Annotated in this window: 20 protein-coding genes; 7 read left to right on the forward strand and 13 right to left on the reverse strand. The window is 32.6% G+C overall.

The features are described from left to right. Positions 1-94: 94 nt before the first annotated feature. A complete protein-coding gene (locus ACKTTV_RS15590; protein ID WP_408031790.1) occupies positions 95-2,023 on the reverse strand; it encodes a CocE/NonD family hydrolase in 1,929 nt (642 codons plus the stop codon). 253 nt (positions 2,024-2,276) lie between these two features. Between ACKTTV_RS15590 and ACKTTV_RS15595 the strand changes: the two genes are divergently transcribed. The 7 genes from ACKTTV_RS15595 to ACKTTV_RS15625 all read left to right on the forward strand — a co-directional run bounded on the left by ACKTTV_RS15595 (position 2,277) and on the right by ACKTTV_RS15625 (position 10,703). Further along, entirely contained in the window at positions 2,277-3,014 is a 738-nt protein-coding gene (locus tag ACKTTV_RS15595; protein ID WP_408031791.1) for a DJ-1/PfpI family protein, read from the forward strand. Between the two features lie 312 nt (positions 3,015-3,326). After that, entirely contained in the window at positions 3,327-5,237 is a 1,911-nt protein-coding gene (locus tag ACKTTV_RS15600; RefSeq protein WP_408032019.1) for a protein-disulfide reductase DsbD family protein, read from the forward strand. Between the two features lie 176 nt (positions 5,238-5,413). Then, on the forward strand, positions 5,414-7,369 hold the full coding sequence (locus ACKTTV_RS15605) for a YgiQ family radical SAM protein (RefSeq protein ID WP_408031792.1): 1,956 nt from the start codon (positions 5,414-5,416) through the stop codon (positions 7,367-7,369). A 78-nt stretch (positions 7,370-7,447) separates the two neighbouring features. After that, a complete protein-coding gene (locus ACKTTV_RS15610; RefSeq protein ID WP_408031793.1) occupies positions 7,448-8,083 on the forward strand; it encodes a hypothetical protein in 636 nt (211 codons plus the stop codon). Positions 8,084-8,161: 78 nt separating this feature from the next. Beyond that, positions 8,162-8,800 carry a porin family protein gene (locus ACKTTV_RS15615; protein ID WP_408031794.1) on the forward strand — a complete coding sequence of 213 codons (639 nt, stop codon included), beginning with the start codon at positions 8,162-8,164 and terminating at the stop codon, positions 8,798-8,800. Positions 8,801-9,212: 412 nt separating this feature from the next. Continuing rightward, complete coding sequence (locus tag ACKTTV_RS15620) at positions 9,213-9,422, forward strand: hypothetical protein (RefSeq protein WP_408031795.1); 210 nt, start codon at positions 9,213-9,215, stop codon at positions 9,420-9,422. Between the two features lie 378 nt (positions 9,423-9,800). Further along, entirely contained in the window at positions 9,801-10,703 is a 903-nt protein-coding gene (locus ACKTTV_RS15625; RefSeq protein ID WP_408031796.1) for a hypothetical protein, read from the forward strand. An 80-nt stretch (positions 10,704-10,783) separates the two neighbouring features. Here ACKTTV_RS15625 and ACKTTV_RS15630 read toward each other — a convergent pair whose 3' ends face one another. From ACKTTV_RS15630 to ACKTTV_RS15685, 12 genes are all read right to left on the reverse strand, one after another. Further along, positions 10,784-12,238 carry a nicotinate phosphoribosyltransferase gene (locus tag ACKTTV_RS15630; RefSeq protein WP_408031797.1) on the reverse strand — a complete coding sequence of 485 codons (1,455 nt, stop codon included), beginning with the start codon at positions 12,236-12,238 and terminating at the stop codon, positions 10,784-10,786. A gap of 66 nt (positions 12,239-12,304) precedes the next feature. After that, entirely contained in the window at positions 12,305-13,345 is a 1,041-nt protein-coding gene (locus ACKTTV_RS15635; RefSeq protein ID WP_408031798.1) for a hypothetical protein, read from the reverse strand. 35 nt (positions 13,346-13,380) lie between these two features. Further along, entirely contained in the window at positions 13,381-13,932 is a 552-nt protein-coding gene (locus ACKTTV_RS15640) for an NADAR family protein (protein WP_408031799.1), read from the reverse strand. Further along, the gene (locus tag ACKTTV_RS15645; RefSeq protein ID WP_408031800.1) at positions 13,929-14,369 is read right to left on the reverse strand and encodes a nucleoside 2-deoxyribosyltransferase domain-containing protein; all 441 of its coding nucleotides are present in this window, start codon (positions 14,367-14,369) and stop codon (positions 13,929-13,931) included. The genes ACKTTV_RS15640 and ACKTTV_RS15645 overlap by 4 nt, the downstream gene beginning before the upstream one ends. 23 nt (positions 14,370-14,392) lie before the next feature. Further along, entirely contained in the window at positions 14,393-15,148 is a 756-nt protein-coding gene (locus tag ACKTTV_RS15650; protein ID WP_408031801.1) for a metallophosphoesterase, read from the reverse strand. 1 nt (position 15,149) lies between these two features. Then, entirely contained in the window at positions 15,150-15,974 is an 825-nt protein-coding gene (locus ACKTTV_RS15655) for an SIR2 family NAD-dependent protein deacylase (RefSeq protein ID WP_408031802.1), read from the reverse strand. A 30-nt stretch (positions 15,975-16,004) separates the two neighbouring features. Continuing rightward, positions 16,005-16,553, reverse strand: coding sequence for a 2OG-Fe(II) oxygenase (locus tag ACKTTV_RS15660; protein ID WP_408031803.1), 549 nt, complete (start codon positions 16,551-16,553; stop codon positions 16,005-16,007). Between the two features lie 4 nt (positions 16,554-16,557). Continuing rightward, complete coding sequence (locus tag ACKTTV_RS15665) at positions 16,558-17,109, reverse strand: RNA 2'-phosphotransferase (RefSeq protein WP_408031804.1); 552 nt, start codon at positions 17,107-17,109, stop codon at positions 16,558-16,560. Then, positions 17,102-17,614, reverse strand: coding sequence for an O-acetyl-ADP-ribose deacetylase (locus ACKTTV_RS15670; RefSeq protein WP_408031805.1), 513 nt, complete (start codon positions 17,612-17,614; stop codon positions 17,102-17,104). The genes ACKTTV_RS15665 and ACKTTV_RS15670 overlap by 8 nt, the downstream gene beginning before the upstream one ends. Before the next feature lie 13 nt (positions 17,615-17,627). After that, positions 17,628-18,581: an ADP-ribosylglycohydrolase family protein gene (locus ACKTTV_RS15675; protein WP_408031806.1), complete on the reverse strand. Its 954-nt coding sequence runs from the start codon at positions 18,579-18,581 to the stop codon at positions 17,628-17,630. Beyond that, positions 18,571-19,224: a DUF4291 domain-containing protein gene (locus ACKTTV_RS15680; protein ID WP_408031807.1), complete on the reverse strand. Its 654-nt coding sequence runs from the start codon at positions 19,222-19,224 to the stop codon at positions 18,571-18,573. Before ACKTTV_RS15680 ends, ACKTTV_RS15675 begins: the two co-directional genes overlap by 11 nt. Beyond that, positions 19,221-19,640, reverse strand: coding sequence for an ADP-ribosylation/crystallin J1 (locus ACKTTV_RS15685; RefSeq protein WP_408031808.1), 420 nt, complete (start codon positions 19,638-19,640; stop codon positions 19,221-19,223). The genes ACKTTV_RS15680 and ACKTTV_RS15685 overlap by 4 nt, the downstream gene beginning before the upstream one ends. Positions 19,641-19,642: the final 2 nt, after the last annotated feature.

Below are 19,642 nucleotides of genomic sequence, written 5' to 3' on the forward strand. Positions count from 1 at the left end.
AAGAAATAAGAAAACGAAATCTTTTTTAGAGTAACCGTGTAAATAAAAAACCTCGGAATGGTTCCCGAGGTTTCATTTGTTATAAGTTGTAGTATTATTTTAATACAGTAAATTCAATTTTTGAATCTGTAAATACAGAGTGTGTTTGTGTTTTAAAATCTTCTTCATTCGCCTTGTAAATATTATCCACATAAGTTTGTGGATTTAAATCTATTAAAGGAAACCAAGTACTCTGAACTTGAATCTGTATTTTATGTCCTTTTTTAAACGTATGAAAAACATCTTGAAGCTTTATGTTAACATCAGTTTTCTTATTAGGAGTAAAAGGTTCAGGCTTAGCAAAGCTGTTTCTAAATCTTCCACGTAATACTTCACTTCTTACCATTAAATGATAATTACTTAATTTCAAATGACCTTGCATTTCTTCATTGTCATTTTTCAAGTCATGAGGATGTACATCAATTACTTTTACAATCCAGTCTGCAGCTGATCCTGTGGTGGCAACTTTTAACTTAGCTAAAATATCACCAGCCAATGTAACGTCATTATCTAGAATTTCAGTTTCAAAAACCAACACATCAGGTCTTCTTGCAGCAAAACGTTGATCATCGGTCATATATTTTCTAGGAGTGAAAACTGTTTTAATATCTTCTGAATAAGGAACAGGATGCTTAACATCGCTTACAAATTTTATTTCATCGGTAAATTTACCATCATGTTTTTCTGAAAGACTTTGGTTTTTGTTTAAGAAAAAGCTTTGTTTACCTGCGTTCTTCGGTGGCCAAACATCATAAGATTGCCATTCTTTTTTACCTGTATCAAAAACATAAGCTTCTGGTAATCCAGAGTTATTAGATCCATCACTTTTTAAGAAGTGATTGAAAAATTTTGTTTCAATTTCTTTTTGAAAGTTTAGTGAAATAGAGTCACCAAAGTAATAGTTTCCTACAGTATTCTTTACTTTATTTCTCGACCATCCACCATGGTCCCAAGGACCAAATACCATTGTATTGTAGTTGTTCGGTTGATGCTTTTCAATCCCTTTATACGTTTCCAATGGTCCATATAAGTCTTCTGCGTCAAACCATCCTCCAACAACCATTGTCGCTACTGATGACGGAACCTTATTTAAGTGTTGGATAATTCCTTTACTTTGCCAAGTAGAGTCGTAGTTAGGGTGTTCAACAATTTCTTTCCAAAAGAAGTCATCAATGCGATTTTTTGAGTCTACAACTTTGGTGTCTAACTTATCATATTGAAAATATTCATTTAGGTTTTTTAATGGACCTTTATCCAAGAAAAACTGGTACTGATCTTGAGTTTTCATTTCAGGGAAAGAGTACCAAGCAGAATCAGTTGGTTGATCCTTATATGTTCCAAATAGAGAAATAGCTCTAAAGTAACTTAGTAAAAAAGCACCATTATGATGGAAATCATCAAAAAAGAAATCTCCAATACATGCTTGTGGAGAAGCCGCTTTTAACGCTGGGTGAGCATCGATAGTAGAAACGGTGGCATAATGCCCAGGGTAAGAGATTCCCCAAGTACCAACTTTTCCATTGTTATTAGGAACATTTTTTACTAACCAATCAATTGTATCATAGGTGTCAGTCGTTTCATCAGCCTGCTTTTCTTTCTTATTAGGAATATAAGCACGCATGTTATCATAAACACCTTCACTCATCCATCTACCACGAACATCTTCATAAACAATAATATTTCCTTCTTTCATAAGAAGAGGATTCGGTCCTATTCTTTTTCTGAACTTACCTTCTCCATAAGGCTGGCAGCTATATGGGGTTCTTTGAAGTAATATTGGATATTTTTTAGAGGTGTCTTTTGGTGAGTAAATTGTTGCATGAAGCTTTACTCCATCTCGCATGGTAATTTTTACCTCTTTCTTGTTGTAGTGATTTTGAACATAGTTGTCTTCTTGCTTTTGGTTAGCTGTAGATTGTTTTTTTCGAGCACAGCTAAAAGATAGTAGTAGAGCAAGCAGAACAAAAGAAAATTGTTTTTTCATCTGTTTGTAAATTTTTTCGACGGTCAGATGTAACCTTACTATGTTTGGAATATAGTCGTTTCATTAAATGAAAAACGAATCTTCTAAACATGTTGGTTTCATTCTATAGTTTGTTTTATGAGTATTAGTTGAAAGTCCTCGAAATTAAATAAATGATTCTGTATGAATCTTAATAAAATGTTAAAGCAGTGTACAATAAATTAAAATATACTATTGAAAAGTAGTATTTTTAGAAAATAATTAAAATCAAAAGATGAAACGTTTCTCCCTACTGCTCGTATTAATGGTTATTATTTCTTGTGGAAAACCTCAAACGGATGTCAAAGAAGTGGTAACTAAATCAGAGAAAGTATTTCCAGAACTTAAATCAGATCGCTACAATGTTGCTTTTTTGGTTATGAATGGAACGTATAATACGGAGCTAACGGCACCTTATGATATCTTTCAACATACGATATTTAGGAAAGGTATTAAAGCAATGAATGTTTTTACAGTTGCGGACACCGATAACGCTATCCGTACATTTGAGGGAATGAGAATTTTACCTGATTATAACTACTTAAAAGATAGTTTACCTAAAATTGATATTTTAGTGGTACCTAGTGCAGAACATCATTTAGATTCAGATTTAGAAAACAAAGCATTGATTGATTTTGTGAAAGAGGTAGATAAAGAAGCTCAGTTTATAACTTCTCATTGTGATGGAGCTTTTGTTTTAGCTAAAGCTGGACTATTGAATGGAAAAGTGAGTACAACATTTCCATCTGATATTGATAAAATGAGAGAAATGTTTCAAGATTTAGATGTTCGAAAAGACGTTTTATTTGTTCATGACGGTAAGTATATTACTTCGGCTGGAGGAGCAAAGTCTTTTGAAGCAGCTTTGTATTTATGTGAGTATTTATACGGAGAGGAAATAGCTAAAAGTTTGGCTGGTGGATTGGTGATAGATTGGAAACTTAGGGAAGTACCTCATTTAATTGTTAAATAAGAGTGGTGATTCTAATGAAAGTACAAACCATATGTAACAATTGTTACATTGCATAAGGCTGTTTTTTAACAGATTTGAAAGATAAAATAGTGCCATATTTAATAATATTGCATGACTATAGAACAATCAATGTTCAAAAATCATACTAATAAACAATGTTTAATATATGAAATGAATCAAAAAAAATCTTATTGTTAAGATCATTTTGATGAATTACATCTGATAAAACAAAAGCAAAATAAACAGATGAAACCAATTGTAAATTTTTCCCTTAAAAGTGTATTACAATATGTAGTTGTTTTTTTACTATGTATGTTTTCCAATCAAGTTTTTTCTCAAATTTATGAGCCAGTAAAATGGTCAACTTCTGTAGAAAAAATTTCAGAGACAGAATATAACTTAATTGCTACAGCTATAATAGAGGCTGAATGGCATATATATTCTCAAAATGTTGAGCCAGGAGGACCAATTCCTACAACCTTTTATTTTACCGAAAATGAAACTTTCAGTTTGGTAGGAAAGGTAATTGAAGAAGAAGGTCATACAAAGCAAGATGAAACCTTTAATATGAAGGTGAAGTCATTTGATAAAAGAGCAAAGTTTCAGCAACAGGTAAAAGTTAAAGAAGGAACTAAAAAGCTTGAAGGATCTGTGGAGTTTATGGTGTGTAAAGATACGCGCTGTTTGCCTCCAACTGAAGTTGACTTAGTTTTCGACCTAACGAAGGCCAAGAAAGTAAAAAAAAAAGTAGAAAATAAATCAAAGAGCGATGACTCTAAGAAAGGTTTATTAACCATTTTCTTTATTGCTTTTCTTTCTGGATTTGCAGCATTGTTAACACCCTGTGTTTTCCCGATGATACCTATGACGGTGAGCTTTTTTACTAAACAAAGTAAAAATAAGTCACAAGGAATACGAAATGCTATTATTTATGGAGTTTCAATTGTTGTAATATATGTAGTTCTTGGAACGGTTGTTACCTGGGCTTTTGGAGCGGATTCGTTAAATGCTCTTTCGACGAATGTTTGGTTTAACCTAGTATTTTTCCTTTTATTAGTAATTTTCGCTGTCTCTTTTCTTGGAGCATTTGAATTGTCATTACCAAGTTCTTGGAGTACGAAAGTTGATGCTCAAGCGGATAGAGGAGGATTAGTTGGTATCTTTTTTATGGCACTTGCCTTGGCAATTGTATCTTTTTCATGTACTGGACCAATTGTAGGAACTTTACTCGTAGAATCAGCTTCTAAAGGAGGTTTTGCCCCGATTATTGGAATGCTTGGATTCTCAATGGCAATTGCACTTCCATTTACTTTGTTTGCAATTTTCCCAGGGTGGATGAACTCATTGCCTAAATCTGGTGGTTGGTTAAATACAGTAAAAGTTGTTTTAGGGTTTTTAGAGTTAGCATTAGCGTTTAAATTCTTATCAAATGCTGATTTAGTATTACAATTACACTTTTTAGAAAGGGAGGTTTTCTTAGCGATTTGGATAGCAATTTTTGGTACTCTGGCCTTGTATTTATTCGGAAAAATTAGATTACCGCATGATTCCCCTCTGACTCATATTTCTGTAGGTCGATTGAGCTTAGGTTTGGTTTCATTATCTTTTACATTATATATGTTACCTGGTTTGTGGGGAGCGCCATTAAATTTAATAAGTGCATTCCCTCCAGCGCAACACTATAGTGAATCTCCTTACGGTGTGGGTTATCAAAAAGCTAGTACGATTGTAGCTTCAGAAGCAAATGATAGTCATGCTGGATTGCCTGATGGCGCGCATTTAATGCCTCCTCATAATATTTTAGCATTTAATGATTATGATAAAGGCTTGGCCTATGCAAAAGAGGTAAACAAACCTGTTTTAATTGATTTTACTGGGCATGCTTGCGTAAATTGTAGAAAGATGGAGCAGAATGTATGGGCGAAAGATAAAGTATTATCTATATTGAAAAATGATGTTGTATTAATATCTCTTTATGTTGATGATAAGCGTGCTTTAGAAGAAGATGAAATTATAGAATCAAAATTACGTCCTGGTAAAAAGTTAAGATATATCGGTCAAAAGTGGAGTGAGTTGCAAACGATAAAATATCAAACGAACTCACAACCGTATTATGTGTTGATGGACACTAATGAAGAAAATTTAATAGACCCAGTTGCATATACACCTGATGTAGATGAATATTACAATTGGTTAAAAGAGGGCGTAAAGTCTTTCAAATAACCAGTAATTCACGATATTTATTTAAAATCCTTTCTGAAAAAGAAAGGATTTTTTTATTCTGCGAGTTGATTGTTGAATCAAAAAATGAAATATTTTCGAGTTGTAAATGGTATTATTTTAAGGTTTAATTAGGAACGATACCAAATTCAATCAAAACAACGTACCTTTGCACTGGCATGAGAATTAGACGACTTTCAGATTGGTTACCTACAACGAATAAAGAGGTAAAGTTAAGAGGATGGGATGAATTAGATGTAATTCTATTCAGTGGTGATGCATATGTAGACCATCCAGCATTTGGACCCGCGGTAATTGGACGTATATTAGAAAGCTATGGCTTACGAGTAGCTATCGTTCCACAACCGAGCGTTCATGATAATTTGCAAGACTTTACCAAATTAGGTACTCCCAGATTATTTTTTGCTGTTACTGCGGGGTGTATGGATTCAATGGTCAGTAATTATACTGCAAGTAAACGTAGAAGGGATAAAGATGCCTATACACCCAACGGAGATAAAGGGTTTAGACCAGATTATGCGACTTCTGTCTACACGAAAATTTTAAAGGAGAAATTTCCTGAGGTACCTGTGCTAATCGGAGGAATTGAAGCTTCCTTGCGCAGGGTAACACATTATGATTATTGGTCAGATAAATTAATGCCATCGATACTTGAGAGTTCTGGAGCCGATATGTTGGTATATGGAATGGGAGAGCAGCCTTTAAGAGAGTTGGTAGAATTACTTCAAAAGGGAGTTCCTTTTTCAAGCTTGAAAACTATTAAGCAAACTGCTGTTTTACTAGAAGATGGTGAAAAAGTTCCTAAAAATAAGAATTGGGATGACGTCGAAATTTCTTCTCATGAAATTTGCTTAAAGGATAAGAAGGCGTACGCATCAAATTTTAAAATAATTGAGCAGGAGTCGAATAAGTTATATGCAAGAAGAATTTTTCAGGCCGTTGGAAATAGAAAGCTAATGATTAACCCACCATTTCCTACAATGACAGAAAAGGAAATCGATGGGTCGTTTGATTTACCATATACAAGAATGCCTCACCCGAAATACAATAAGCGAGGAGCTATTCCAGCTTACGAAATGATAAAATTTTCGGTGAATATTCATAGAGGATGTTTTGGAGGATGTAGTTTTTGTACAATATCAGCTCATCAAGGGAAATTTATTGCTAGTAGGAGTAAGGAATCTGTTTTAAAAGAGGTAGATGAGTTAACTCAGATGGATGATTTTAAAGGATACCTTTCCGATATTGGAGGTCCTTCGGCAAATATGTATCAAATGAAAGGGAAGATACAATCAATATGCGATAAGTGCGTTGCTCCTTCTTGTATTTCTCCTGTAATATGTAGTAATTTAGATACTTCTCATAAACCTTTAACTGAATTATATCAGGCAGTTGATAAACATCCTAAAGTAAAGAAATCGTTTATTGGAAGTGGAATTAGGCATGATATGTTAGTTCCTGAATTTAATAAAAATGCTGATCCAGAGGAACTAGACGCTTACACTGAGGAGGTTATGACTAAGCATGTTTCGGGTCGATTAAAAGTAGCTCCAGAACATACTTCTGATCCTGTATTGAAGTTAATGAGAAAACCATCCTTTTCATATTTCCATAAGTTTAAAGATAGGTTTGATAAAATCAATAAAAAGAGAAAATTAAATCTTCAACTAATACCTTATTTTATATCTAGTCATCCAGCTTGTGAACCTGAGGATATGGCAAATTTAGCTGCTGAAACAAAAGATATGGGGTTCCAGTTAGAACAGGTACAGGATTTTACACCGACGCCAATGACTGTAGCCACTGTTATTTATTATAGTGGATACCATCCATATACATTAAAAGAAGTTAAAACCCCTAAAAGCAAACAAGAGAAGTTAGATCAACATAAGTTTTTCTTTTGGTATAAGAAGGAAAATAGAAAATGGATTAAAGATAAATTGACAAAAGTTGGTCGAACGGATTTACTAAAAAAATTGTTGCCAGAGGACGCATCGTGGCGTAAAAATAAGCCAGGCAAAACAAAAAATACTTTTGATGATGCAGTTACTTTTAAAGGAAATTCCAAATCTCCCAGAAATAAATCGAGAAAATTTAAGAAGAAGAGGAGGTAGGAATACTATTTAACGTTTCTATATCTGTCTTCATTTTATTATTTTAGAGGAACGAAAAAATTGATGAATTCAGATTTTATGCGAAAATTATTTCCTCTTATATTATGTGTTTTGTTACCTCTTTTGGGAAATGCTCAGGAAGATGGTAAAGGAATTATTGATGCCCAAAGACCAACTTTAACAGAATCTTACTCAATAGTAGTTCCGAATTTACTTCAATTTGAAAATGGATTAGATTATTTTGATGATATCTCAGATGCTAGTTTTAATACCTTTTTGAGAGGATCCGTTACAAAGCGAATAGAATTAAGAGCTTCCACTGACTATAAAGCTTTAAATACAGTTGGAGCAAAATTTGTAGTAATGAACCCAGATAAGACAGCTTTTGGTATTGGAACTTCGTTTATATACAATAGAGACTTAGTGAACAATGTCAATGATTTTAGACTAGCAATGTCCAGAAGTTTTGAGAAATTCTTTATTACTTATAACATCGGGCATATTGAAAATTTTTACAATATATTTTTAGTAGGAACAGCAATAAGCGATCAGTTTAACTATTTTATTGAGTATTATAATGACAAATTCTTAAATAGAGTTCATACAGGGTTAACATGGATTCCTCATAGAGATATTCAGCTCGATATTAATGGAGGATGGATGGATTCTGAAACATGGTATGCAGGTTTGGGAGTTTCGTTTAGAATTCGATAAACTTCATTATATTATAAAGAAAAGCAAACATAATTTTTATTACAAATTTCTGTTATTAAATAGAAAAGATACAAACTCATGAACAAACTACTTTCTATATTATTCGTTTTATTTATTGTTCCAAATGTAGTTTCGCAGAATTCAGGAAGTACTGAAATAGGTGGGAATTTAGGTGTAAGTTTTACAAAACAAATTGCTAGTGGAAGTGGAGGTGGAATTGGAACAAATTCTAACACACGTGTACGATTTAATTTGGCTGCAATTGCCGAATTCTATTTTTCGGATGCGTTTAGCATAAAAACAAAACTTATTTATGATCAGAAAGGTTGGAATAATGGTAGAATTACCGATACAAACAATAATGTTCATAACACAGGTATAGAACTAGATTATATTACACTTCCCATTCAGGCTAATTGGTATTTTGAAGGAACAAGAAACTGGTTTATCGGTTTAGGTTTTTATGGAGGGTATCTTTTACAAGGTAAAGGTGATAATGCCATAACGGTTACGGAAATAACAGATAGCTTTCATAAAGGAGATTTTGGTTACGCGGTTTCTTTTGGACGAAAATGGTGGCTTAATGATCGTTTACGTTTATTAGTGGAATTAGATGGTCAAGGAGGATTTAACTCAGTAGTAAAAAATGACCTAGGTGCACTAATTAATAATAATCGCTTATCTGTGAATATTGGACTTATGTACAGGTTACAGTAATTAATTAAAATGTATTCTCTATATTCTTATTTTACTTATAATATGATTCGGCACTTGTATTGAAATTTAACTTCCTTTGTAATATTTCATATCAATAGATGAAACGTGTAATATTTTAAAAATATTATATGTTTTAAACAGAATTTTCTTCAACTAATCTTTACTAGATTTCATACTTTGTTAAATAAATATTTTAACTAAACTAACGAGATCCCTTTAAAAATATGGGGTAAAAGGCTGATTCTATATAATTTTTTAACTTTTTAATGAGCTCTTTTTATGTTGGTGATATATCGTGTAATATTTTTTACGATTATATCACCGCATCTTTGTTCAAGATTCTGAAAGGAATTAAACTCACAAGAGTTTCTGGAAAATCAGAATAAATACTAACAAAAAAAAGAGATAAAAGATGGAAAATAAAGTGGATCAACTAGCGGTAGAATTATTATGTTTCGGAATTGGTTTTTTAACTGTAGCTTTTATTACGCTAACTTTTCTTTTCGCAGGTTCTATAGGACTAGTGTTAGCTCCAATTTCCGGATTTGTCTCCGCCTTTATGGGATATTATTTATACAAAGATACAGTCGAACTATTAAAAATCAAGGGAATGATAAAATAGAATTTTAATTTTTAAAAAAATATTTCTTAGGGGGGAACTAAGAAATATACTAAGGGGAATAAAACGGTCAAAATCATTAGATGATTTGACCGTTTTTGTTGTTTAGATATCTAATGAATCATGTTTATTACTCATGGATTTCTTGGAATCATTTAAAAATAAGTGTATTAATTCTTTTTTTATTCACAACATAAAACTGCTCGTTTACAACATAAAATTTATGATTCACAACATGTAATCAAAAATCATTCAATTTAGTAAATACTTTTGTGGTGTTGGCGATAAGAGTTGACATTAAAATAATCTAAACCATATTCAATTAAGTAGCTACCAGTAGAAAGGTTTGAAATCATTAGAAAACTTAAAAATAATTTAATTATGAGCAATAATAATATACCATTATACAACCATACAAGAAAAGAAACAATTAAAGGAGATAATTTTGGTGTCGCCGTGGGAGCGCTTGAAATTGGGGGGGCTGGTGTTTACGAATTAGTAGGAGGGTTTTGGGATGAATCCTTAGGAGGGAAACGTAAAGTATGCCTTAGTTCCTTGGGTGTTGGAGATGTTATAGACGCTGCTGTTAGTGAAATGGAAGGGACATTTCAACTTGACCCATCTGATCACTTTGGGAGTTGTAGATATACATTAGAAGCGGCACAAGGCGAAGACGGACCCATGATTTTAACTATTAAAACAAGAAAGGGGGAAAAAATAGCTGAATTAAAAGGAGATTCTGAAGGGTTTGGAGAAGCATTTTGTGAAAATAAGAAAGGGCATTTGTATGTCTCTCCTAGTGAGCACCAGAATATTGTCGTTATTGAAGGGGATAGTAGCCTTAAAAGTTTAAAATTTGAGTTAGATGATCATAAAGTTACTAAAAATCAACCTTTTGATGGAATTCATGCCGAAGATAATGCAGATAATCCGAATACACTTAAAATAGATGTAAAAGCAGGAAGAAAAGGTAGTTCGAGTTGTGCTGGGTTCTATAAAGATTTTGTGGATGGAAAAACAAACAATATGATGCATACCCGTGGAGGAAATGTTAAACCAGATAAGTTGAACTTTGCTTTTACAGGGGTATTATCCATTGAATATGGTAATGGTGTAGTAAACAGTTATAATATTTGTTTAGGACAAGGACACCATGGAACTGAAAATAATTGGCATTTTGCTTCAGAGGATTTGGAGTCAGCTAAGAATCACAAGAGTGGAGATTTAGGAGACTTTCATATTTCATGCGATGGTTCTTATACTTTTAAAGTTAAAAGAAAATAATATACTTGCTAACGTTGAACGATCAAAAATCACACAATAATGATTTTTGATCGTTTTATTTCCTTGAGAATCGAAGTATATTAAAGGTGTTTTATTCTCTTTCTAATCTCATTCAATTTCTCATCAACCAATAGTTTTCCATCTCTAAACACTTCTTTTAATGCACCTTGTTGTTCTTCTTCCCAAGTGACTTGATCATGTAATTGATATTTGCTATTTTCTAAAGTAATTTTTAATAAACCTTTTGCAGATTTTTTTGTTCCATCATCGGTAATAGGATCTTTGAAAATCTCTCTTCCCTCTCCATCAACTTCACCATAGGTAGCTTTCATAGCAAAACCAAATGTATCACGAGTATTGTATTGATAAGTGAAAGAACCAATCCCTAATACCACATTGGTAGAAGCGAATCCATTTTTTTTAAGGCGTTCACAAATCTCAGTAGCTCTTTCAATGGTGATACTATCTCCATAAATAGCACCAATATGAGCGTCTAATTCTTTATAGTCTTTATCATTAGTAATACCACCAAAGGTTTCCCATAATAATTGAATCACACCTTTTTGTTCAACCTCAGTTTTTCCTTCAGGGTTTCCACAAATAATATCCACTGGATCACCACTATCAGGTCTAATTACTACTTTTCCATTTCTGGCTAAAACTTCTTCTTTTAAATTAGGTAGGTATTCGGTAAGCACTTTCCATAAATCCCAAGTATCAGAAACAATAGATACAATACCTTTTGGATAGACTTCTGTAATTAAACGTTTAAAAGTTTCTTCTTCACCACTATTTGTTCCCATACACATCACAGAATGTTCAGTAGCAGCAACAGATCCTCCTATCAATTCCTTATCTGAATCAGCATTATAATACTTCTCTAAGAAGTCAATCGCAGGAATGGTATCGGTACCAGTAAAACTCAATAAATGCCCAGCAGCGCTTAATTCAGCGGCTTCCAAACCAGCCATTCCACGCATAGAAAAGTCGTGTCCTTGCCAATCTACAAATTCGGGAGTAGAAGAGGTTTCATGAGCATATTGATCTAAAATTTTTCTGTACTGTTTTGCAATGGTAGCTGAATTACATGGTAACCATACAGTAGTAGATAATAATGTTTCAAAGTAATTGGTTAACCAAAAGAATTCAGGTAATGTATTATACATAGTAAACATTGGAACTCTAATAGGAACTTCAACACCTTCAGGCAATGCTTTAATTACCATTGGAATAAAACCTAGATCATGCAGAGCTTCAATGTGTTCAATTCCAACTTGATTTTCTCCTAGATAATTATTGATACGTCTACTGTATTGTTTACAAACTTCTTCTTTAGATTTGTTAAAGAAATTAGTTTGGAATTCTTCAATGATATACTTTTTGATGAAGTATTGTAATCCAAAGAAAACTACTTTGTCAATTCCGTTAATTCTACTTTTTCTTGGAGTCCAGTTTGAATATACTAAGGTAGTTTGATTAGGGTATTGTCTTCTATGGTCTACTTTGTAACCGTCTGTATATAATAATGGATTCATAGTTGAATAATTTAATTTGCGTTAAAAATACGCAAATTAAATTATTTGTACAAATTATTTTTGATTTTATTCTTTTCTATATTTTAAATCAACAATATGTTTGCCTGAAATAACTTTATTATTTCTGGTTCGTATGGTTATTTTGAAGTACCAAATAATTTCGAAATCATCATTTTTAATGGTTATGGGTAATGTTTTTTCTGGAAAAGAAATAGTATCAAGGACTTTCAGTCCTTGAGGAAGAATCCTATGAGATTCGCCTTTATAGAAAAAAGCTTTTGCCGTAGCTCTGTTTTTTCCACTCTGGTAAGTAACTTTCTCTTGACCTATTAATTGACAGCGAATTTCTTTAATATTTATACTACGTTTTTTGAATTTTAAATTGACTTCATAAGAGTTATCTTTTAAGTTTTGTAGTTTAAAATTGATTGGACCTATTGAATTAGAAGGCCCAATTTTAAAATGATAAATCGTAGCGACCAGAATAGCGTATATGGATGCTACTATTATTAATATATCAGTACTTTTTGTGTTTACGTAAAATAGGATACCAAGAATGATAGCTGCAATTCCTCCAACAAGGAGTATTGAATTTCCTTTTTTCATTCCTGGATGAATGTATCCAGAGGCATTTTTTAATTCATAATTTGTATTTCCTTTGGTTATTTTAATATTGGTTTCATCATAAAAGTCTGGTGTAAAAAGACCTCTAACATACCCTCCGATTTTGAAGTTGGAAAGTTTTTCATTTCTTAATAATTTTTCACACTCTTTGGTAATATCCACTTTCGTTACAATAAATGTCGATTGAGTTACATTCTTGCCTTCAAAAGTAATATTATAAGCCGCTGGTATCACGAAATCAATCTTTATGGTTTGTTTTCTTGAAAGTCTTTTATATTCATAGTTCTTTTGAGAATTTAAATTGATACTGTCAGTATTATTTTTTCCATAATGTTTTAGAATGAGCGAAATTTTAATGTTTTCTAATTCAAGATCTATGGGACTATCATTTCTAACAGTAATTGTTCCTGTAATTTTTTCATTAGCATAGAATTCTTCTTTGTCGAATGTTGTATTAATATTTACAAAATCTTTATAGCTCATAGTTTTTTATTAATTATACAAAAAAGTTTAGGTATTTATAGTGTTTGAATCTGATCTCTCACTTCCATCAAAGCATAACCTAAAAGATTGTATCCTCTCCATAAATTGGGGGTTGTTACATCAGGATGGTCAGCAGCCATTCCAATTCCCCAAATAGGGTCTACAGGGCTTGCTTCAACAATGATTCGATCTTTGGTATTTAATAAAAATGTTTTTAGCTCGGGGTTTTGAGAAAACTTAGCAAGATTTGCTTGTACTACAATATCAAATTTGTGTTGATCCCAGATTTCTGGGGCAAAGTTCTTTACCTTTCTTCCTAACTTTTTTGCGTCATGAGGATGTGATACTTTCAAAATTTCCTGTAAAATTTCAATGTCCTTAAACAATCTGGCTTTTCCAGCCATCATGTAATGTTCAGCAGTAGGGTAGATAACTCCGTCAATTTCGAATGAAGATTCCCACCATTGACTAAAACAACTTTTACTAATACTTCCATCTTTGTTGGGTTGGTGTCCCCAAAAGAATAAGAATTTTAAAGTTTCGTTGTTATTAAAGCGTTCAATTATATTTTCGTTGTTGTATTTCATATTTCCTTTTTTAAATGTTGTATTCCTTTTTCTAATTCAGTAAACAAAGCAACATTATACTTCTTAGCGAGTGTTTTTATATATCGGTATTGATAGAAGTTTTCTGGACAACAAATAATCAATTTATTTGATCTTGCATACAACCCAAGCTCAACCATAGAAATTGGAGATTTCGATTCAGGTAAAAGGTTCATTAAAATGATATCTGAAAGTTCAAGTCCTTCTAATTCCCAGTTGATATGATGTTCCATTTGAGAATCGTTCAACAAATTGTGATTTTCATTAGTTGGATCGATAAAATCGAAAACGTTAGCAAAGTTTTTTATAACGTTTTTTCTCCAGTCATCTTCTTTATCAATACACATACTACCCGCTAAAAAAACAAGTTTTTTACTATTTGCTTGAAGAGGTAAATCGGCATCAGAAGTATGTACCATAATCGATTTGATTAGTATCCTTTCTACTTTTTCTTAATTACACGATAGGGATTGGAATTCCTTCCAATTTCATTTGGATATAAGCTATCTACACGATCGCTTTGCCAAAACTCTTTCGTATCAATATTCATAATGGTTAGAGAACCCGTAAATGCCGCACCAGTATCAATATTCCATGCATTGGCCGCATTCATCGGCTCCAATTTGTTATATCGAATAGTAGGAGTATGACCAATGTATATTTCTTTATAATGTTTTAATCGATCAGGATACACATCTGCTTCTTTATCGACTCTATTTCCAGTAACCAAAGCAGTTTCCCAAAGAGTTCTATCAAAGAAATAATTCTTGGTGTATTTTTCTTGTTTTACACCATGCATTGAAGTAAACCCAGCATGTAAAAACAAACGATTTTCCTCATCGATATAATACGGTTTCATATATTCGAAAAAACGAAGATGTTTTGCTTTTTCTTCGGTTGTATAGTTACGGTAGCTGTTTACGGTTTCTTGCCCACCGTGAGCCAACCAAACGGGTTCACCTTGCCCAGTTCGTAGCCAATCTTCACACCATAAGTCATGATTTCCCTTAATGAAAATACATTGATGAGTTTCTTCTAAGTCAATTAAAAAATCAATTACCTGTGCAGATTCACTCCAACCATCTACATAATCACCCAAAAAGATTAGTTTGTCCTCTTTGGTTATGTTTGCTTTTTTAAGCACTTGTGGAATTGCTTTGAGTCCCCCATGAATATCTCCGATAACAAATGTTTTCATTTTAATTTATTATTTGTAACATATCTGCAAGAAAGGAATAAATATCCTCTCTAATTGAATAAAATCGTTTTTTCGTAGAAAAGCTTTTCGTAAAATTATTGTCTTCAAGATTAACATCAATTACATAACCACCATATTTGAGCGTTTGCTCTACAAGACGAATAGGTAAGTTGGTTGCTCCTGATGTGCCCAATATGATCATTAAGCTAGAATTTTTTGCTAGTTTTAATGAAGAGTGCAGTTTGAAGTTTCTTTCATTATAAAATTCATCAAACCATAATATATTTGGACGAGTATCTTCACCACATTTTGTGCATTTTAGCAATTCTTTCTCATCGCATGTTAAGTCTTCATCTATCCTTTTTAAAGAAATCTCAGAAGGAATTGTATATACCTCTTTCGTACATTCTTCTGAGCATCTCATTTCACGGAGATTTCCATGTATTTCATATAAACGTTCAGTTCCAGCTCTTTGATGGAGGTTATCAATGTTTTGTGTAATACAATGAAACCTATCTTGCAAGTTGTTTTCAATTTGGACCAATAATCTGTGGTTTTTATTTGGTTTAGCATCATGAAACATCTTCTTTCTAAAGAAAGTATATTGCCAAACTTGATCCGCATTTTTTGAAAAATGCTCAAAAGTTCCAAATGATTCAGGTTTATAAAAAGTACTACCTTTTACCCATATTCCATTAGTCCCTCTATAGGTAGGTATTCCACTTTCAGCTGAAATACCTGCACCTGTTAAAAATACTACCTTATTTCTTCGTTTATTGTTTTTATTTATCTGATCGAAAATAAGTTCTTTAAGCTCTTTATTCATATACAATATTATTTATCAATTTATTTCTTGTCAGATCCTTCTGTACATTATATCCGTACGTAAAACATATTTTACACCAGATAGAATCTCTTCCCCCTCATGTCTTAACCGATGTTTAAAGACAAATGCCATACCTTTTTTAGGAGTAACAGAGCCGAATTTTCTAAATTTAGTATTTCCACCATCGAAATTGTCATTTAGGTAAATCAGAAATGAAAATAAACTTTCTTCGTTTAAATTTCTACGGAAGCTACCATCAATATGCATTTTGAATCGTTGACCAGGTGAATATTTATATACCCTGAACATTTCGTTTAATTCGAGCGCTTCATAAAAGCCTATTCTGTTTGGGATGAGGTCTTTTATTCTTATCCATAACTTATTACCTAAGTTTTTATCAAAAAAAATGTACCTGTCGTTATTCCTCACACCTTTGTTCATAATCTGTTGTCCATGAATAGAAATTTTGGCTTCCTCAAACTCCATAGTTTCATAGTGTTCCAAATACTGATTGCATTCGTCAATTGACAAGAAATCTTCAATAATGAATGCGTCTTCATACAGATTTATCTTTTCCATGTTGTTAATCTTTAAACTCAATAAACTCCGGCGGTACATGATCAGTTAACCAAACTCCATTTTCAGATAGGTAGAATTTATATCCATTTTTAAACATATCACCAGAGCGAACAGAAAGTATTATCGGTTTCCCTCTTCTGCTACCAACTTTAATAGCTGTTTCTTTGTCCAGACTTAAATGGACATGTTGTCTACTCATTTTTTGTAAACCAGTTTCTTTTATTAAAGCCATAAACTTGGCAACAGTGCCATGATACAAAAATGGAGGAGGAGTGCTAGTTTCTGTTAACACTACCACATTCTTTAAAGAATGTCCTTGATTCGCTCTAATTTTGCTATGGTCTTCGTTAAAAGAAAATCGTTGTTTGTCGTTATCTCTAACAACTTGTTCTAAAATATCCTTTGTAAATGATATACCATTATTTTTAGATTTAGTAACGAGTTCCTCGACTGAGGCCCACCCGTTTTTATCTAGGTTTAAGCTTATTTTTTCAGGTTGATGCCTTAAAATCAAGCTTAAAAATTTACTGATTCGTTTTGTCTCTTTTTCATTCATTGTTTAATAGTTCTTTATAAATTTCATAGTTCTCATCATCAAAACAAACAAAAACTACTTCATTTAGAATTGGGTTGTTTTTGATAGCCGAAATAGCTACTTCAGCTGCTACTTGCTTAGGAAATCGATAAATTCCTGTACTGATGCACGGAAAAGCAATAGATTGTAAATCGTTTTCCTTGGCAAGTAAGATACTGTTTTCATAACAGTTGGTTAATAATTCTTTTTCTTTTTCATTGTTTTTCCCTTTTTGGTACACCGGACCAACTGTATGAATAACTTTTTTAGCTGGTAAATTACCTCCTGTTGTTATGACAGCTTCACCAACATTACATTTACCTTGTTTATTTCTTATCTGTCTACATGCTTCTAAAATGGTACTACCTCCAGCTTTATGAATAGCTCCATCAACACCACTTCCTCCTAGTAAACTAGAGTTGGCAGCATTTACGATAGCATCTACTTGAACCGTTGTAATATCTCCTTTTAGAACTTTAATTTTCATTTTTGTTTATTTTTTAACTTTCATAACCATATTTTTGGACAAATTGATTGCTCAAATTGAAAATATCTTCTTTTCTCGCTAGTGATTCAATCCATTCTTTTGGAATTTCAGTTAAGCCATAGTGCATTCCAGCGATAGCCCCTACAACTGTCGCTGTTGTGTCAGTATCATCTCCTAAGTTCATTGCTTTTAAGACAGCTTCAGAATAACTGTTTGTATTTAGTAAGCACCATAGCGAAGCTTCTAAAGTATGCACCACATATCCTCCTGATTTGATTTCATCTTCCTTAAACGTTTCAATATCGGAAGTCAAAACTCTGTTAAAAATATCAATCTCTTTCTGAGAACATATTGGGTTAGCAAGTAAAAAGTTATTTACAGTTATTTTCATTTTGTCATAAGCATCTTTTAATTTTTGCCCATTAATTACTTCGATAAAGAATTCCAAATAGATAAAACAGCTGATAATAGATCTTATATGTCCATGTGTCAGTTTAGAAATATCTTTAATTATATCGAATCGTTTTTCAATTGAAACATCTTTAATATAATAGACTAAGGGACTAATTCTCATTAGAGAACCGTTACCATTATCATATTCAGAACTACCACCAAACAGGGTTCTAGTTTTATTATTTCTAATGAATTCCTCAATAGCTCTTCTGGTAGTATTTCCAATATCAAATACTTTTCCATGTGGTGTCCATATGAGTTCTGAATACCATTGAGCGAACTTTATTGAAATATCCTTTAAATCATAGCCATTACATAAACTTTCAGCCAAGCAAAAAGTAAGAGAGCTATCATCGGACCACGTGCCTTTGGGCTGTTCATGTGTACCAAATGACCGCATGTCAACAACTGGATTTTGCCTTAAGGATTCTCTACTTCTAAATTCCACAGGAACTCCTAAGGCGTCACCCACAGCTAATCCAATAAAAGTTGATGTGATACAATTATTTTTCATGACTCGTTGTTTCTAACATTAATCTTTTCCTTACATCTGAATGAAATGGAATATACGGTTTCTCATCAGGGATTATTAATTGATCTAGATTCTTATTCAATACATGAGCGTATTGTTCTTTTACAAATTCTGAGATATCTTCTATTTCTAAAATATCGTGTTTTGCGTATTGAATAATCTCTTCATTTCTAATACCTATTTGTATGGCTCGTCTTTCCAGTTTAGCTCCATATGGATCATGATCGGGATCCCATTGCAGTCTTATTGACGAATTTTTAACTTCTTCTTGCCAAGAATCCCAGTTTTCATAAAGTTCACTTTTAAAGCTAGAGTACACGGCTTGGTTTAAGTAGCGTTCAAAGGCTTCTCTTTTTAGGTGAATTGCCAATACGACTTCCTGACCTTCCTTTGTTCCCCAACCGTTTCGATACATCATCCATAAAAAGTTCGGTTTTATCCACGTCATTCGAGTATATCTAAAGGCACCTCCGAAAAACTGATTTTTCACAGCAAAATTCCCTATTTCTGGTCGATATGATTGATACACAGTAACTTTGTTATCATCATACTGCGCCATGATATGATGACCATTCTGAGGCCATTCTTTTAATTGTTCTTTATATAGCTTTGTTTTTAGTTTCATAGTTTTTTATTTAATCGTTCTATAATTTCCTTTGAGATTGGTGAGTAAGCTTCTTTAAAATCAGAGCCTACATAAACCTTAATTATATTTATTTTTCCTACTATAGCATTATTGAAAGTTTCAAGTTCATTTGCAGGAACCCATAATTCATCATGTATGCTACCTCCAACATTTTGAATTTTATATTTACTGAATTCTTTATGTGAGATTCGGAACTCGGTAACAAAACCTAAGTAATTTCCAAACTCATCTCCTGTATTCCATTTTGAAGCAATTTCACAAGCATATTCTTCATTTAAAACAGGGTAGAATATTGGTTGCCAATCTAGCCTCGGGGGAAATGAAGTGAAATCATTCTCGGCAATTAATAGCAACTCCTTTTCACCAATGGGTCTGTAAAGTGTTACTGTTTTCATAA

Source organism: Tenacibaculum xiamenense (assembly GCF_964513065.1).
Taxonomy (GTDB): domain Bacteria; phylum Bacteroidota; class Bacteroidia; order Flavobacteriales; family Flavobacteriaceae; genus Polaribacter; species Polaribacter xiamenense.

Coding starts and splice junctions, on each gene's coding strand:
- ACKTTV_RS15590 (WP_408031790.1), bottom strand. CDS start 2,023: ATGAAAAAACAATTTTCTTTTGTTCTGCTTGCTCTACTACTATCTTTT.
- ACKTTV_RS15595 (WP_408031791.1), top strand. CDS start 2,277: ATGAAACGTTTCTCCCTACTGCTCGTATTAATGGTTATTATTTCTTGT.
- ACKTTV_RS15600 (WP_408032019.1), top strand. CDS start 3,327: ATGTTTTCCAATCAAGTTTTTTCTCAAATTTATGAGCCAGTAAAATGG.
- ACKTTV_RS15605 (WP_408031792.1), top strand. CDS start 5,414: ATGAGAATTAGACGACTTTCAGATTGGTTACCTACAACGAATAAAGAG.
- ACKTTV_RS15610 (WP_408031793.1), top strand. CDS start 7,448: ATGCGAAAATTATTTCCTCTTATATTATGTGTTTTGTTACCTCTTTTG.
- ACKTTV_RS15615 (WP_408031794.1), top strand. CDS start 8,162: ATGAACAAACTACTTTCTATATTATTCGTTTTATTTATTGTTCCAAAT.
- ACKTTV_RS15620 (WP_408031795.1), top strand. CDS start 9,213: ATGGAAAATAAAGTGGATCAACTAGCGGTAGAATTATTATGTTTCGGA.
- ACKTTV_RS15625 (WP_408031796.1), top strand. CDS start 9,801: ATGAGCAATAATAATATACCATTATACAACCATACAAGAAAAGAAACA.
- ACKTTV_RS15630 (WP_408031797.1), bottom strand. CDS start 12,238: ATGAATCCATTATTATATACAGACGGTTACAAAGTAGACCATAGAAGA.
- ACKTTV_RS15635 (WP_408031798.1), bottom strand. CDS start 13,345: ATGAGCTATAAAGATTTTGTAAATATTAATACAACATTCGACAAAGAA.
- ACKTTV_RS15640 (WP_408031799.1), bottom strand. CDS start 13,932: ATGAAATACAACAACGAAAATATAATTGAACGCTTTAATAACAACGAA.
- ACKTTV_RS15645 (WP_408031800.1), bottom strand. CDS start 14,369: ATGGTACATACTTCTGATGCCGATTTACCTCTTCAAGCAAATAGTAAA.
- ACKTTV_RS15650 (WP_408031801.1), bottom strand. CDS start 15,148: ATGAAAACATTTGTTATCGGAGATATTCATGGGGGACTCAAAGCAATT.
- ACKTTV_RS15655 (WP_408031802.1), bottom strand. CDS start 15,974: ATGAATAAAGAGCTTAAAGAACTTATTTTCGATCAGATAAATAAAAAC.
- ACKTTV_RS15660 (WP_408031803.1), bottom strand. CDS start 16,553: ATGGAAAAGATAAATCTGTATGAAGACGCATTCATTATTGAAGATTTC.
- ACKTTV_RS15665 (WP_408031804.1), bottom strand. CDS start 17,109: ATGAATGAAAAAGAGACAAAACGAATCAGTAAATTTTTAAGCTTGATT.
- ACKTTV_RS15670 (WP_408031805.1), bottom strand. CDS start 17,614: ATGAAAATTAAAGTTCTAAAAGGAGATATTACAACGGTTCAAGTAGAT.
- ACKTTV_RS15675 (WP_408031806.1), bottom strand. CDS start 18,581: ATGAAAAATAATTGTATCACATCAACTTTTATTGGATTAGCTGTGGGT.
- ACKTTV_RS15680 (WP_408031807.1), bottom strand. CDS start 19,224: ATGAAACTAAAAACAAAGCTATATAAAGAACAATTAAAAGAATGGCCT.
- ACKTTV_RS15685 (WP_408031808.1), bottom strand. CDS start 19,640: ATGAAAACAGTAACACTTTACAGACCCATTGGTGAAAAGGAGTTGCTA.